The organism is Stenotrophomonas sp. YJH_SMC_46 (assembly GCF_059370315.1).
The window spans coordinates 430,363-445,763 of the sequence record NZ_JCAFTO010000002.1; the positions used below are offsets into that span (position 1 = coordinate 430,363).

General features: G+C 64.9%; 13 protein-coding genes and 1 tRNA gene. 9 read left to right on the forward strand and 5 right to left on the reverse strand.

Annotated features, from left to right (window positions below):
* Positions 1 to 29: 29 nt before the first annotated feature.
* Positions 30 to 836 (reverse strand): glycosyltransferase family 2 protein, encoded by an 807-nt coding sequence (locus AC5P8C_RS07000; RefSeq protein WP_019660775.1) that lies wholly within the window; start codon positions 834 to 836, stop codon positions 30 to 32.
* Here AC5P8C_RS07000 and AC5P8C_RS07005 point away from each other — a divergent pair.
* The gene (locus AC5P8C_RS07005) at positions 835 to 1,893 is read left to right on the forward strand and encodes a CDP-glycerol glycerophosphotransferase family protein (RefSeq protein ID WP_019660774.1); all 1,059 of its coding nucleotides are present in this window, start codon (positions 835 to 837) and stop codon (positions 1,891 to 1,893) included. The genes AC5P8C_RS07000 and AC5P8C_RS07005 overlap by 2 nt on opposite strands.
* Positions 1,894 to 2,023: 130 nt before the next feature.
* Here the strand turns inward: AC5P8C_RS07005 and AC5P8C_RS07010 are convergent, their stop codons facing one another.
* The 4 genes from AC5P8C_RS07010 to AC5P8C_RS07025 form a co-directional block, all read right to left on the reverse strand.
* Positions 2,024 to 3,562 carry a PH domain-containing protein gene (locus AC5P8C_RS07010; RefSeq protein WP_495218490.1) on the reverse strand — a complete coding sequence of 513 codons (1,539 nt, stop codon included), beginning with the start codon at positions 3,560 to 3,562 and terminating at the stop codon, positions 2,024 to 2,026.
* On the reverse strand, positions 3,559 to 4,059 hold the full coding sequence (locus AC5P8C_RS07015) for a PH domain-containing protein (RefSeq protein WP_021203244.1): 501 nt from the start codon (positions 4,057 to 4,059) through the stop codon (positions 3,559 to 3,561). The genes AC5P8C_RS07010 and AC5P8C_RS07015 overlap by 4 nt, the downstream gene beginning before the upstream one ends.
* Before the next feature lie 75 nt (positions 4,060 to 4,134).
* Positions 4,135 to 5,271 carry a GTP cyclohydrolase II RibA gene (gene ribA, locus AC5P8C_RS07020; protein ID WP_019660771.1) on the reverse strand — a complete coding sequence of 379 codons (1,137 nt, stop codon included), beginning with the start codon at positions 5,269 to 5,271 and terminating at the stop codon, positions 4,135 to 4,137.
* Between the two features lie 65 nt (positions 5,272 to 5,336).
* Complete coding sequence (locus AC5P8C_RS07025) at positions 5,337 to 6,257, reverse strand: lauroyl acyltransferase (protein ID WP_019660770.1); 921 nt, start codon at positions 6,255 to 6,257, stop codon at positions 5,337 to 5,339.
* Positions 6,258 to 6,317: 60 nt separating this feature from the next.
* Here AC5P8C_RS07025 and dtd point away from each other — a divergent pair, with 60 nt between their 5' ends.
* From dtd to AC5P8C_RS07065, 8 genes are all read left to right on the forward strand, one after another.
* Entirely contained in the window at positions 6,318 to 6,758 is a 441-nt protein-coding gene (gene dtd / locus AC5P8C_RS07030; RefSeq protein WP_019660769.1) for a D-aminoacyl-tRNA deacylase, read from the forward strand.
* A gap of 91 nt (positions 6,759 to 6,849) precedes the next feature.
* Complete coding sequence (gene rpoD, locus AC5P8C_RS07035; RefSeq protein WP_019660768.1) at positions 6,850 to 8,703, forward strand: RNA polymerase sigma factor RpoD; 1,854 nt, start codon at positions 6,850 to 6,852, stop codon at positions 8,701 to 8,703.
* 257 nt (positions 8,704 to 8,960) lie between these two features.
* Positions 8,961 to 10,361, forward strand: a complete 1,401-nt coding sequence (gene yjjJ, locus AC5P8C_RS07040) for a type II toxin-antitoxin system HipA family toxin YjjJ (RefSeq protein WP_032955330.1) — start codon at positions 8,961 to 8,963, stop codon at positions 10,359 to 10,361.
* A 124-nt stretch (positions 10,362 to 10,485) separates the two neighbouring features.
* Positions 10,486 to 10,561 (forward strand) — tRNA-Ile (locus AC5P8C_RS07045).
* Positions 10,562 to 10,738: 177 nt separating this feature from the next.
* Complete coding sequence (locus AC5P8C_RS07050) at positions 10,739 to 11,953, forward strand: tyrosine-type recombinase/integrase (protein WP_495218491.1); 1,215 nt, start codon at positions 10,739 to 10,741, stop codon at positions 11,951 to 11,953.
* A gap of 843 nt (positions 11,954 to 12,796) precedes the next feature.
* The gene (locus AC5P8C_RS07055) at positions 12,797 to 13,507 is read left to right on the forward strand and encodes a hypothetical protein (protein ID WP_495218492.1); all 711 of its coding nucleotides are present in this window, start codon (positions 12,797 to 12,799) and stop codon (positions 13,505 to 13,507) included.
* Between the two features lie 634 nt (positions 13,508 to 14,141).
* Positions 14,142 to 14,678 (forward strand): HNH endonuclease signature motif containing protein, encoded by a 537-nt coding sequence (locus tag AC5P8C_RS07060; protein ID WP_495218493.1) that lies wholly within the window; start codon positions 14,142 to 14,144, stop codon positions 14,676 to 14,678.
* A gap of 166 nt (positions 14,679 to 14,844) precedes the next feature.
* Positions 14,845 to 15,186 carry a hypothetical protein gene (locus tag AC5P8C_RS07065; protein ID WP_115875266.1) on the forward strand — a complete coding sequence of 114 codons (342 nt, stop codon included), beginning with the start codon at positions 14,845 to 14,847 and terminating at the stop codon, positions 15,184 to 15,186.
* The last annotated feature ends 215 nt before the right edge of the window (positions 15,187 to 15,401 follow it).

A 15,401-nucleotide genomic window follows, 5' to 3' on the forward strand; every position in this document is an offset into this window, starting at 1 on the left:
CCAGCGGCGCCCCGGACAGGGCCGGGCGATCAGGGGTCCGGCGGGTCAGCCACGGCCTGGCCGTTGCCCAGCATCCACAGCATGATGGTTTTCTGCCGCACGTAGTTGGCGCGTACGTAGGCATAGACCAGTCCATGCCAGCCGTCGCGGAAGCCGCCACGGAACAGGAAGCCGCGCCAGAACCGCCAGGCCGGCGCCAGCACCAGCTTGCCCAGCGTGGCCCGCTTGCCGCGTGCGAACTCGTGCTCGGCCATCATCCGCGCGTATTTCTCGGTCTTGGCCAGCTGCTGCTGCAAGGAGCGGTACGGATAGTGGACCAGGTCGCCACGCAGTGTACCGACGCTGCCGTCGACGCTGGCAGCCTCGTGGATCTCGCGCTTGCCGCGCCAGCCGCCCTGGCGGCGGTCGAACAGGCGCAACACTCGGTCCGGGTAGGCATTGCCATGGCGCAGGAACCTGCCGAAATACTCCGACAGGCGGGCGAAACGGTAGCCGGCATGGCCGCTGAAGCCACTGTCGCGGGCCTGTTCGATGGCCGCGCGCAGTTCCGGACTGATCCGTTCGTCGGCATCCAGGCACAGTACCCAGTCGTGGCGGGCCTGCTCGACGCAGAATGCCTTCTGGCTGCGGAAACCGTCGAACCGGCGCTGCAGAACACGGGCGCCGGCAGCTTCAGCGATGGCGACGGTGGCATCGGTGGAGTACGAGTCCACCACCACGATCTCATCGCAGAACGCCAGCGAGGCCAGGCAGTCGCCGATGCGCCCGGCCTCGTTGAACGCGATAATGCACGCCGAGATGCGAGGCCGTTCGATGGGAGCGGTCGTGGAGGACATGATGGCCGGGTACCTGTTGTTTGCGACGGAGCGCTATGCGCTGCCTATTCTCGCCCCGTTGGCGCAGGCCTTGCACGCATCCGGGCAGGAGGTGGCGGCCTGGTTCGAGGACGGCGCGGCCGGCAGCAGCCTGCCGGGGGTGCCCAACGTGGGCCTGAAGCAGGCCTTGGCCCTGCGTCCGCGGGCGGTGTTCAGCGCGGCCAACTGGGTGCCGACGTTCCTTTCGGGCGCCAAGGTGCAGCTCTTCCATGGCTTCAACGTGGAGAAGCGGGACAGCGCGCGCGGCCACTTCCGGGTGCGCGGCATGTTCGACCTGTACTGCACGCAGGGGCCGGCCACCACCGCGCCGTTTCGTGAGATCGCGGCCCTGCAGGGCCACTTCGCGGTGGCCGAGACGGGCTGGCCGAAGCTGGATCCGCTGTTCCGCGACGATGGTGGCGAGAGCGCCGCGCTGCGCGCCGCCGCTGGAGGACGCCCGGTGATCCTGTTCGGTTCGACCTTCACCGAGCGCCTGAGCGCAGCGCCGCACCTGCACCCGCAGATCGCCGCCGATATCGCCGCCGGTGACCATTACTGGCTTCTCACCCTGCACCCGAAGTGCCCGCAGGACCTGTTCGAACGCTACCGCGCGCTGGCCGGCGCCAATGCCCGCTTCATCGAGCCGGAGCAGGTGATGTCCGCGCAGCGCGCCGCCGACGTGCTGGTGTCGGATACCTCGTCGATCGTTTCGGAGTTCATCGTGCAGCACAAGCCGGTGGTGACCTTCCGCAACCGCGTGCCCAAGCCACACATGATCGACTTCAATGATCCTGCGCAGCTGCAGGCGATGCTGACGCGTGCGCTGCACCCGGACGCGGCGCTGCAGGCGGAGATCGTGCGCTATGCCGACGCCATCCATCCGTACCGCGACGGCCTGTCCAGCGAGCGGGTAATCGCGGCCACCGAGGATTTCCTGTCCGGTGAAATGGGTGCGCTGCGGCGCAAGCCGTTCGGCAGCTGGATGCGTGATCTGCAGATCCGCAGGGACCTGGGCTATTGGGGCCCGTCGCAGCGGTAAGCCGAGCATTGGCTCGGCTCTAGAGTAGATCCATGCCGTGCGTGGATGCGCGCTCCCGCTCGCGGTAGTGCCGGCCGCTGGCCGGCAAGCTCGGGGATGTCTGCGGTTGCCGGCCAGCGGCCGGCACTACCTACCAGCGCAGCTTGCGCCGCGCCAGCGCCGCAGCCAGCTGATCCATCACCTGCTGCGCCTGTGCCTGCGGCAGATGGTGCAGGGTCAATGCCACATCGCCATGCGCGCCGGCAGTATCCAGCTGCAGGCTGCTGGTGCCCAACAGCTTGTCCAGCGGCGAGCGCAGCAGGCGCAGGCCCTGCACCTTGTCCAGTTCGGCCCAGCGCCACCAGCGCTTCCACCAACCGCCACGCACTGCCACGTAGTGCTCGTCCAGGTGCCAGGCCATGCGTGCCATCTGCCGATGAGCGACCAGCAGCGCCACCGGCAGCCACGCCAGCACCAGCAGGCCCCATGGCCCCCAGCGCCAGTACGCGGCTGCGGCCAACAGGGGTACCAGCAGCAGCGTTCCCAGGCACAGCCGCCACCAGCCACGCTGCGGAATGGAGTGCCATTGCGTCGGCGGCCACTGCAGCTGAGGCAACAGGTGCTGCACCAGCTGCTCGCAGCGCGTCGCCTGGGCCAGTGGTGCCAGCTCGCGCAGGGCGCGGTCCTCATCGCGCGAAGGGCCACCGGCAGCGCTGTCGATGCGCAGCTGGCGCAGGCCGAACCAGCGATGCAGGGTGGTTTCGCGCAGCGTCCAGGCCTGGATGCGGCGACGCGCGACACTGCTGCGGGTGCGGCTGAGCAGACCGGCCGAGACGGTCAGGCGGCGATCCTGCTCGCTGAGGGTAAAGCCGTGATACCGCAGCAGGGTCAGTACCACCGACAGCACGCGCAGCGCCAGCCAGCCCAGCAGCAGTGCGGCTGCCAGCAGCAGGAAAGCGCCTGCTACGCCGGGGTGCAGGTGGCTGGCGTAACCGAAAGCCTCGCGGCCACCACGTTGGATGGCTTCGTCCATCACCGGCCGCGGCACGGTCTGGAACAGCACGCCGAAGGCGGCAACCGCCAGTGCCCAGCCCCGATTGGAGAGCAGGCCCATGCGCATCACGTCCCAGCTGGACAGGCGCAGCAGGACGTGTTCGGTGTCGGCCACGGTGACCGCAGGCGCGGGGACAGCGTCGGCGGCCTGTGGTGCCTGCCCGCGCTGGCGCACGAGACGTTCCAGCGCCAGCGCCTGGTCCAGCTTCAGCACTCGCATTTCCGCTTCGGGGCGCACGCCACCGGCCGACTCCAGGCGCAGCTCGGCCACGCCGAACAGCCGGTGCAGCGGATTCTGCCGCACTTCCACGTTGTGGATGCGGGCGAACGGAATCTCGCGCCGGTTGCGCGCAAGCAGACCGCTGCGCACGGTGATCGCATCGCTGCCGATGCGGTAACGGTAGCTGAGGTACTGCAGCACCGAGACCAGGACCAGCGCGGCGATCGCCGACAGTGGGATCAACTGCGCCCACATCGGATCGCGGTCGCCGCGCTGACCGAATACCAGCAGTGCGACCAGCGGCAGGAAGTAGTGGCGCAGCTGCATCAGCAGCACGAACAGCCATGACCACGGGTGCAGGCGGTGGTCCTCGCCACCGGCGCGCAGTGCTGCAGGCAGAGGCGGTGGCAGGCTCACAGGGCGTCAGCGTCCTGGTCGAGCTGGTGCGAAAGGGTGTCGCGCAGACGCTCGGCGTCGGTTTCATCCAGGCCGCTCACGGTTACCGCGCTCATGCGGGTGCCGGCGGTATGCACGATCAGCGTGGCAAGTCCTGCACGGCGTTCCAGCGGGCCCCTGCGCAGGTCCAGGTGTTGTACGCGCGAAATGGGAATACGGGTTTCCAGCTGCCACATCAGGTCTCGCCGCAGGCCCAGGCCCTGTGCGTCCAGCCGCCAACGGGTGCGGACCAGGCGGCGGTGGCTGAGCCATGCGCCACATGCAGCCCCTGCCAGCAGCCCGAGGGCGGCGACCCACGCGCCGCCGGGTAGATCGAAGAACCACCATGCGGCCGCCAGCGGCAGGCCTGGCACAAACAGGCCGCCGAAAGCGCCTTCCAATGCCGCCAGCCGCGCGGCGCGGCGCGGCAGCGACTGCCACGCGTCGGCGGGCGGAGCGGTCAGGGAGATGTCGGTCACGCGGGCTCCGTCAGGTGGCAGGGCGAGCGGTGGCGGCGGTAGCCGCACCGCGCAGACGGTAGCAGGTCGGCTGCGTTACTGGGCAGCCTGGATCAGCGCATCCACGTCCAGCAGATGTCCTGCGCGATCGGCCTTGGTGCGCAGGTAGTGCTCGTTCTCGGCGGTGATCTCGCCGGTGACCGGAATGCAGTCCAGTACCTCGATGCCGGCATTGCGCAGGCGCTGTGCCTTGGTCGGGTTGTTGCTGAGCAGCGCCACGCGCGAAATGCCAAGGCCGTGCAGCATGGCCACCGCACTGCCGTAGCGGCGCTCGTCGGCGCCGAAGCCGAGCTGCGCATCGGCGTCGATGGTGTCCAGGCCGTCGTGCTGGTAGCCGTAGGCACGCATCTTGGCTGCGATGCCGGTGCCACGGCCTTCCTGGTCCAGGTACAGCAACACGCCGCCGCCCAGCTCCTTCAGCTTGCGCAGGCCGCGCCGCAGCTGGTCACCACAGTCGCACTTGAGCGAACCGAACAGGTCGCCGGTCAGGCATGAGGAGTGCACGCGCACCGGCACCACCGCCGACAGGTCGGGTTCGCCGACGATGATCGCGACCTGGTCGCGCTGGGCCACGCCGCCGCGGAACACCGCGAAGGTGGTCATGCCGACGTCGCGCAGCGGCACCGGCGAACGCGCCACCAGTTCGTAGTCGTGGGCCGCATGTGCTGCGCCTTCGGCCAGGTCGCACAGGGCCACCTCGGCGGCGCCCTCGAAGGTGCGGTCATCAACGTCCAGGCGTACCGCCACCATCGCCGGCAGCAACAGGCCCAGGCGGGCCAGCTCCACCGCGCCGGCATCGAAGGCATCGCCCGCCGTCCAGCCGTCGGGCATCGGGCCCGGCTCGCGCAGGTAGCCCAGCGAGGGGAGGGCATCGAAGGCAACGCCGGCCAGCGGCAGGCGTGCGCCTTGCGGGGCCTCCACGCCGAGCACGCGGGCGCGGGTGGCGGTCAGGAACAGGTAATGCCGCTCGCGGGCGGCATTGGCGAAGGCAGCGAAGCTGCTGGCCGTGGCGCTGTCCAGCGCGATCACCGCCAGGCGCTGGCCGTGGCCATCGTGGAGCAGCACCGGGCGACCGGCGCGCAGTTCGGCCACCGCGCGCTCACAGCGGATCGCGGCCGGATCGCCGAACAGGGAAGAAGCAGCAGGCATGGCAGGACCGGGGGAGGCGGACATCGCAGTCTCTATGGGGGCGACGGCGTCGTATTCAACGTGGTGCGGCCAGTGGTCGCAGGCGGCCGTCAGTGGGGGTGTTCCTCAGTTGCGTACGGGTCTTCCTCGCCGCTGCCCGGCGGCCGCAACGTATAGCGCTTGTAGGTCCACTGGTACTGCGCCGGGTCGCGGCGGGCGATGCGCTCGATGCCGGCGTTGAGCGCGGTGGCGGCCACCTGCGGGTCCGGGTCGGCCACGGCCGGGTCGGTCGGTTCGATGTGCAGGGCGAATTGCATGTCCGGCCCGATGCGCTCGCACCAGCCGTACAGCACGGTGGCGCCGGTGCGCTCGGCCAGTCGGTTGACCAGGGTCATGGTCAGCGCCTGCACGCCGAAGAACGGCACGAACACCCCATCGCCGGCCTTGGGCTGCTGGTCGGGCAGGATGCCGGTGGCACCGCCGTCCTTGAGCACCTTGAACAGCTGGCGCACGGCCGGGCCTTCGGCACGCACCTGCTGTACGTTCTGGCCGCCCCGCACCAGCTGCAGGAAGGCATCGCTGGCCTCGTCCTCCGGTGGCTTGTAGACGATGGCGATCTGCCCGCGCGAGGCCAGCCACTGGTTCAGCAGCTCCCAGTTGCCGAAGTGCGGCGCGGCCACGATCACGCCCTTGCCGCTGGCCAGGGCTGCGTCGTACAGGGCCTCGCCGTGGCGCTGCTTCAGATGCAGGCGCAGGTTGTCGGCCGGCCTCTGGCTCCACAGCCGCAGGGTCTCGATGGCCTGCAGCGCGGTCGAGCGCAGCAGATCGCGATGCAGGCGGTCCCGCGCGGCACTGTCCAGGTCGGGGTAGGCCAGTTCGAGGTTGCGCCGGGTGACACGGCTCTCACGGGCATTGAGACGGATCCAGGCCCACGCCAGGGTGCGCGCGAACGCCCGCAGCAGCGGCCAGGGCAGGCGGGCGAACAGGGTGGTGGCGCGGTGGACCAGCCGGGCTTTGCGTTGCGGATTCATTGGCGCCAGTTTAGCCAAGGGCGCTGCTATCGTGGCCGGCCCTGTTCATTGGAAGCCCAGATGCTCGTCCTGATCCAGCGTGTCAGCCAGGCTGCTGTCCATGTAGATGATGAAACCGTGGGCCAGATCGGACCAGGCCTGCTGGCGCTGGTGGGCATGGAGCCGGGCGATACCGAGGCCCAGCTGCGACGGATGGCCGAGCGCCTGCTGGGCTACCGGGTGTTCGCCGACGAGGCCGGGAAAATGAACCGGTCGCTGCGTGACACCGGCGGCGGCCTGTTGCTGGTCAGCCAGTTCACCCTGGCCGCTGACACCCGTTCGGGCATGCGGCCGAGCTTCACCAGCGCCGCAGCGCCGGAGGAGGCTGAACGCGGGTTCAATCAATTTGTCGAGATCTGCCGTGAAAATCACGCGCCAGGGGTGGAAACAGGCCGGTTTGGTGCCCATATGGTCGTCAGCCTGGTCAATGACGGTCCTGTGACCTTCCTTCTCCGGCCCTGAGCCTGCGGGACCACCGCCCGGCAGGCGGGGCCCCGGGCTGGTATAATGCTACGTTCCCTATTTCCTACCCAGCCGGTGGCGCGAGCACTACATGGCCAACGAACGTCCTGCCCAATCCGAAATCAAGCAACTGATCAGCAAGGGCCTGGAACAGGGCTACCTGACCTACGCCGAAGTCAATGACCATCTGCCGGACGACATGGTCGACCCGGAACAGATCGAAGACATCATCGGCATGATCAACGGCATGGGCATCGATGTCCATGAAGTTGCGCCGGATGTGGAAACCCTGCTTCTCAACGACGGCAACACCGGCAACCGCGAAGTCGATGACACCGCGGCCGAAGAAGCTGCCGCCGCGCTGAGCGCGCTCGACACCGAAGGTGGCCGTACCACCGACCCGGTGCGCATGTACATGCGCGAAATGGGCACCGTCGAGCTGCTGACCCGCGAAGGCGAAATCGCCATTGCCAAGCGCATCGAGGAAGGCCTCTCCCAGGTCCAGGCCGCGCTCGGCCAGTTCCCGGTGTCGGTCGAGTCGCTGCTGAACGACTACGAAGCCCACAAGGAAGGCAAGAAGCGCCTGGCCGAAGTGATCGTCGGGTTCAATGATCTGGTCGACGAAGAGCCGGCGCCGCCGGCGGTCGCTGCCGATGACAGCAGCGATGCCGACGCCGAAGGCGACGAGGACGAGGACGATGATGTCGAGGGTGGCGAGGAAGAAGCCGCACCGACCGGTCCGGACCCGGAGGAAGTCGCCGCGCGCATGCAGGCACTGAGCGATGCCTTCAATGCGTTCAAGAAGGCCGCGACCAAGGGCGACAAGAAGAACCTGCCGCGCCTGCGCGAAGAGATGTCGGCGGTGTTCGTCACCCTGAAGCTGCCGCTGCCGCTGACCGACGTGCTGACCAAGCAGCTGCGCGACACCATGGCCGACATCAAGTCGCATGAGCGCCGTGTGCTGAACCTGGCCACCGTCACCGCGCGCATGCCGCGCAAGGACTTCATCCGTTCCTGGGAAGGCAACCAGACCAACCTGGAATGGGTGGAAGACGCACTGAAGCGCAAGCAGAAGTGGTCGTCGGCCCTGCGCGAAGTGAAGGACCAGATCATTGCCGAACAGCAGGCGACGATCGACATCGAGAAGCTGACCCAGCTGGACCTGGAAGAGCTGAAGGAAATCAGCCGTGCCATGGCCTACGGTGAAGCCAAGGCGCGCAAGGCCAAGAAGGAAATGGTCGAGGCCAACCTGCGCCTGGTGATCTCGATTGCCAAGAAGTACACCAACCGCGGCCTGCAGTTCCTGGACCTGATCCAGGAAGGCAACATCGGCCTGATGAAGGCGGTGGACAAGTTCGAATACCGCCGCGGCTACAAGTTCTCGACCTACGCCACCTGGTGGATCCGCCAGGCGATCACCCGCTCGATCGCCGACCAGGCGCGCACCATCCGTATCCCGGTGCACATGATCGAGACGATCAACAAGTTGAACCGCATTTCCCGCCAGATGCTCCAGCAGTACGGCCGCGAGGCCACGCCGGAGGAGCTGGCCAAGGAAATGGACATGCCGGAAGACAAGATCCGCAAGGTGATGAAGATCGCCAAGGAGCCGATCTCGATGGAAACCCCGATCGGTGACGACGAGGATTCCCATCTGGGCGACTTCATCGAGGACACCAACGTGGAGTCCCCGATCGAGAACACCACCAACATCAACTTGTCTGAAACCGTGCGCGACGTGCTGGCCGGCCTCACCCCGAGGGAAGCCAAGGTGCTGCGCATGCGCTTCGGCATCGACATGAACACCGACCACACGCTGGAAGAGGTCGGCAAGCAGTTCGACGTGACCCGCGAGCGCATCCGCCAGATCGAAGCGAAGGCCCTGCGCAAGCTGCGTCACCCGAGCCGCTCGGAGCAGTTGCGCAGCTTCCTGGATATCGATTGATATCCGGCGATGGCTGATGTGTTGAGAGAAACCCCGCTTCGGCGGGGTTTTTCTTTGCCCACCACATCCCTGTAACGCCCCGCCTGTGCTCTGCTGAGCCATATAATTACGTAACAAATAATGTAACAAAGATCCGCGTCGAAGCTGGCTCTTCGTGGATATGTCCATTATTTTCAAGCTCATAGACGCAAGATCGTGCTTGCAGTCCCGTTTTTTTGATGCTAATTACGTAACAAGCTTCGTATTACGTAATGCACATGCCACGCGCTCAACGCCCACAGGTATTGGATCTGATCGCTCAGCTGGCCCCCGGCCAGCCGCTACCAGCCGCGGCGCTGGCCGAGCGTCTGGGGGTGGACCGGATGGCGCTCAGCCGGCTGGTGGCCGCCAGTGGCCCGCAGGTGGTGCGCATGGGCAGAACGCGGGCAACCGCCTATGCGCTGCGGCGGCCCACCCGGGCAGGCAGCGAATGGCCGCTGTACCGGCTGCGCGAAGATGCGACGCTGGAGGAGCTGGGGCGGGTAATTGCGCTGGTAGGAGGCGGCTTCCATGTCGACGCCGGGCCTGACTGCCCGAACCTGCGACGCGCGCCCGAAGGTGGCGTTGCTGCCTTCTTTCCTGACTTACCGTGGTACCTGGATGACCTGCGACCGCAGGGATTTCTTGGTCGCAGCTTCGCCCATGGCCGTGGGCAGGCGCTCGGCCTGCCGAAGGACCTCAAGGGCTGGCAACCGGACGATGTGTTGATGGCCCTGGTAACCGCTGGCGGGACTGAAGCGGGCGATCTGCTGCTCGGTATCGCTGCTGTGGAGGCGGCGATGGAGACGTTGCAGGCGCCGATCGATCGGGTTGCGGCCGACGATCGTCTTGCACAGTATCGCGAGCGTGCGCGTGCTGCGCTGGACGGAGAGGACGTGGGCTCCTCGCCGGGTGGCGAGCAACCCAAGTTCACCGCCACCGTGGAGGTCCACGGCAGGCGCCGCTCGGTGCTGGTCAAGTTCGCGCAGCCCGATGAAGGCGCCGCCGCCCAGCGCTGGAGCGATCTGCTGGTCTGCGAACATCTGGCGCTTGAGGCCCTGCGCCAGTCCGGACAAGCCGCGGCGTCCAGTGAACTGCTGCAGTCGCCCACGCACACCTTCCTGGAAATCGAGCGCTTCGACCGCACGCCCGATCTGCTGGGGCGGCGAGGCCTGGTCTCGCTGCTGTCGCTATCGTCTGCGTTCACCGGCGAGGTCACCCCAGCGTGGCCGGTTGCAGGCGCCGAACTGCGTGATCAAGGCTGGCTGACGGCCGACACCGTGCAGGCGATGGGCCGACGCCACGCGTTCGGGCGGCTGATCGGCAACAGCGACATGCACCACGGCAACATCGCCTTCCACTTCGTTGATCGCGGCCCGCTGCCGTTGGCGCCGGTCTACGACATGCTGCCGATGTCGCTGGCGCCGTCAAAGCTGGGCGTGTTGCGCGCGGACGAGCCGCTGTCGCCGGTCGCACCGCTGGGCAGTGGTGATCTGCAACATCTGCGCTGGGCGGCACCGGTGGCTGAAGCATTCTGGCAGTGCGTGGCTGTTGACGGGCGGATCCAGTCGCCAGCAATGCGGTCATTGGCGGGGGCGAACGCCGAGCGGGTGCGGGAGATGGGCGCGCGGTTTGGGTGAGCCAGCTGTTGCGCAAGCCTGGGCGCGCGGCGTTGCGCAGCGATGGCTGAGGGTTTTTCAGTGTGTCTTGGCGCCGGCGGGTAGCCGGTTGAGCGCAGGCTCCACTACACTGTGGCGCTGCGCCGGGCCTATAGCTCAACGGTTAGAGCAGGGGACTCATAATCCCTTGGTTCCAGGTTCGAATCCTGGTGGGCCCACCACATTGACGTCCAGCGAAGTCCGGGGACGTCCAAGAATGCTAGCGAAATGGGTCTCTTAGGCTGCTTGACCGTCCATCGGCATCCGTTGGCATCCACTTGCATCCGCAAAAAAAGTGAGTCAGGCTGTGAGTCGAGGGTAGGTAATTCCCGACCCTGACTCACTGGCGGATGACTCACATGCTCACCGACACCAAAGTTCGCACACTGAAGCCCAAGTCAGCGGCCTACCGGATCGCTGACTCAAATGGGCTATGCATCGAGGTGCGTCCAACGGGGTCGAAGGCTTGGCGGTACCGCTATAGGTACGCCGGTAGGGCGAGCATCGTCACCCTCGACGAGTACCCCTCAATGTCGCTGCAGGCTGCTCGCGTCGAACGTGACCGTCTTCGTGCGCTGCTGCGCGGCGGAGCAAATCCCGCTCAGGTGGCAAGGGCCGAGAAGGCAGCGCAAGGAGAAAGGGCCGCGAACACCTTCGGTGCCATCGGCCTGGAGTTGCTCGCCAAGCGGACAAAGGAAGGTCTTTCCCCTGGATCCGTTGTGCGCGAGCGTCGGCTGATCGAGAAGGATCTGGCTGGATTGGCGGATCTGCCTGTTGGCGACATCACCGCGCCGGTTCTGCTAGCTGCGCTTAGGAAGCTGGAACAGCGAGGCGTAGTCGAGACTGCACATCGGGCTAGAGCCCACGCCGGCCGAATCTTCCGCTACGCCATCGCTACGGGTCGTGCTGATCGGAATCCCGCTCAGGACCTCACAGGAGCGCTTGAGCAGCCTCAGACCAAGCACTTTGCCAGCGTGACCGACCCCGCCGTTATAGGTAGCCTCCTGCGCGCGCTGTGGGGCTACCAGGGGGCATTGGTCACACAGGCCGCGCTAAAGCTGGCTCCGATGCTATTTGTCCGTCCAGGGGAGTTGAGGCAGGCGAAGTGGGCTGACATCGACCTCGATGCGGCGGAGTGGCGCTACGTCACCAGCAAGACAAAGACTCCGCACATCGTTCCGCTCTCGAGCCAAGCCGTGGAAGTGCTCAGGGACCTGTATCCCTATACCAAGCGCAGCGAGTTCGTGTTTCCGGGGGTCCGTAGCGCCCAAAAACCCATGAGCGAGAACACGCTGAACGCGGCGCTGCGAAATCTTGGATTCGACTCAGACACGATGGTGGGCCATGGCTTCCGAGCGATGGCAAGAACGGTGCTGGATGAAGTGCTTGGCTATCGCCCGGACTACATCGAGCATCAGTTGGCGCACGCCGTGAAGGACCCACTTGGGCGTGCCTACAACCGAGCGACCCACCTGCCGGAGCGCAGGAAGATGATGCAGGCCTGGTCCGACTACCTCGACCAATTGCGGGTTGCAGAACCGAACGTGTTGGCCTTTACAGCCAAGCGCGCCTGACCGCCAGAGAAAGGCCTTTAGGGAGGGCCGGTCAAAGAAGCACAGCCGCATAAACAAAGCGGCCGAGGAAGGGGCGGCAACCCCTGGCTCGGCCTACCACAAACGACTATTGGAGAGTCGATCATGGATAGCGTGAGTATAAGTGCTGTCTCCGGGAGCACGCATAAAGATCCCGTCACGGGTGAGCCGGCCATTCAGGACCGTGACCCGATTGACGAACTCTTGGCAATGGGGGTGGCTCCCCGCTTGCTCATCTCTCACCAACTCGTTTGCATGGACTGGCTGGCCGTGCACCGTCGAGACAGGTTCTGCTTGTGCTACTACGACAGCGCAGGCGCAGTCGTGACGGAAATGGTTGGCGCCGACCAGCTTCTCACTCGTGCGCAGGAGATCGGTTGGCGGCCCGTCGAGGACCCGATGGGACCTGGCGCGGGTTGCCACCTATTCGAAGAGGCTTCGTACAATCTTCGGCGAGGCATTCACTGGTATGCGAGTGCTTACGATGACACTGACGAAATGCTTCCCCTTGGCTTTCCTGAGGTCGCGCTGATAGCGGGCCGAGAGCGGCAGCGACGGCGCGATGCGGCAGCGGATAGACGCTTCAAGCGTACACAGCAGGAGACTGCCAAGCGGGCGCGGGAGAAGGCAAGGCGAAGTCTCGAGAGGCTTGCGGAAGACCTGCTGCGTAATCCACCTGCCGATGGCCCTGAGCTTAGAACAATGGCCCAGGCGAGGCGCGCGGCTCGCGATCTAGTAAACGACACTATCGCCCACCTGAGCGGCCCTAGGTAGGATGTCGGAACCTCGGGAAGTCCCAGGCTGGAGACCACATCGGAGCGGCGTATGAGTACGACCCGATATTTCATGAATCAGGAGGCAGAAGCTGCTTGGCGGAAGCTGACGGCATCTGCGGAGTATGCGTTGTGCTTGGAATCCCTGAAGGGAAAAGATCGCAGGCCCGGGATGTGGGCGGGGACGCTGGAGGATTGGATTGGCGGTGCGGTGATGCACGGTCTCGCAGAACTGGAGCCATTCGAAAAGATGACATCCAAACAGAGGCAGGAAGCCTCAAAGAAGATGGTCGTCCATTGCGAGGCTCTCAGGGAACTGCTCATACCGTTCTACGACGAGAAGAGTGGCCTAGATTGGCCCTTTCAGCCCGATCTGGACCTGGCTGCGCTCAACAGCGCGATCAACTACCAGGCTGCCCATCCGGATGATTTCGAAGCTCTTGACGAAGATGAAAGAGAGGACTCGTTCAACCGAATTCGGTTCGCCATCTATCACGGGATCAAGATGGACCTAGGGCTTGTCTTTGATGCGATCCACAATGGCGCTCTTCGACTGGCTGAATTGGAAAGCGAGGTAAAGAAGCCGAACGACCCCAACGTAAGGAGGCTGCGCTTTATCCGGCGAGTGACTAGCAAGTTCATGAGAGAGTTTGGTACGCCACACAGAGCGCTGGTGCTCGCGCTAACCTCGGTGTTCTTTAGCACTGAGGACTTGGACGAGGCTGCTATTTCCAAGCTGGCTCCTGTCTCGAAGAGAGCGTAGGTCGGCGGCACTGAATCAGAATCGGAATTCCTGATTCTGATTCAGCTGAGCCAAATCCCTAAATTGCAGATTTGACGGCATGTTCCATTAGGCCCCCCATCCATAAATTTCGACTCACCCGCCGCGCACAGCGGCCACACGGTGCAGTCAATGGATACGTATGGACATCGGGACTTCCGGCCCTTCATCCCGGAATGCGCGAAGGTAGGGATTGGTCGCTCCAAGGCATATGAGCTAGCCAAGGCTGGTCTGCTTGAGACGGTCAACATCGGCACACGTCGATTCGTCTACCTCGATAGCCTTTACACACTACCCGCACGGCTCGCTGCGGCCTCCACGGAGGTCGCGGCGTGAACGGGTTCAATTTTTCCTGCCTTAATCGGGAGCAGTCTAGTCTTCTCGATGCCGCTGGGTGGACGGCTGGCTGCGCTCGTCCAGCCCCTACGCGGCGCGCCGTCAGGGAATTGGTAGAGCGTGGGCTCATAGAGGCTTACCCCGCCACGCATGAGGACGACCACGGGTCGTACAAGGTGGTCGAGTACTACGTCCCGCAAGACGTTCAGCGCGCCTGGCAGACCTTGAACGCCCCAAGGGAGCACGAGATTGAGCCAGAGGACCGGGAGGAGGGGCCGCTATGACGGAGCAGGCTATTGGTCAGCTTGTGCCACACGCCTCATCTGGCCTCCTTGTCAGCCTTTCCACCGGACGAATCTTTGACCCGGATGGATTAGAAGTAGGGATCCAGACTTCGGACACCTATGTGAGGGTGATACGGCGCCAGTCAGAGGCCCGTACCCCCGTGACTTGGTACGCGCACCGACTGGTATGGGAAGCCGCGAACGGACCCATCCCTGAAGGCATGCAGATCGATCATCTCGACTCCGACGCAGGTAACAACGCGCTGTCCAACCTAGACTTGGTGACCCCCCAGGAGAACCGCGCTAGGCAGGCTAAGAACAGTCTGGCGCTGTACGGCTGCAGATCACCGTACTGCAAATTGACGCCTGACCAAGTCAGCGCAATACGCGATAGCACGGAGAGCATTCCGTCAAAGGTTTGGGTCAAGCGGCTTGGGATCTCTCTTCGCACGGTGAACCAAGTTCGTACCGGACAGACCTGGGCGCACCTCCCTGGGTCGCGCGCCGCGAAGGCACGTCGCAAGAAGCCCTAGTCGGGCTCATACCTATGCCCTTGGGGGGTGTATGCAGAGCACAAGTGAGGACCGCGCGCAGCGGTCTCCAGAGGGCGGCGCCCGCTATGGGCAGGCGCTACCTAAGAAAAACACTGAAAGGCGACGGCAGAAGCTCGTAGGGCGGTCGAAGGGCGCGCCATTCCTGATGCTCGAGCATAGGATTTCCGACTCACCGGAGTTTGGTCAACTGTCCGGTAATGCCGTCAAGCTGTTGCTGGAGTTGGCCCGCCAATACCGACCAGGCAAGAACGGCGATTTGAGCATCCCGTGGTCGATGCTCTCGGCCCGTGGCTGGAGGAGTAAGGCGACGGTGCACGGCGCCAAGCTGGAGCTTCTTGCCGCAGGTTGGATCATCGAGACGCGCAAAGGCGGCAAGAACATGTGCAGCCTGTACGCGCTGACCTATTACGCCGTCGATGAGTCCGAAAAGCACCTTGAGCCACCAACCGTAACTCCACTGAACCTGTGGAGGAATCGCAATGGGTAGTCGCTATGTAGGCCAACTAGGTTGCTATATAGGCCAATCCCGCTATGAGTTGGCCCGCATAGAGACCTACGAGGTCGCAATGCAGGCCAGTCAGGCGGTTATCCACACCCCTTCGAGGTCGCTATGTGTACACCCTTCTAGATATATACCAAGCGGAGCGCGCTCTTCATTGCTTCCAGTGCTTCTGAAGCTTTGCTCTAGGGAGGGCGCCCCTT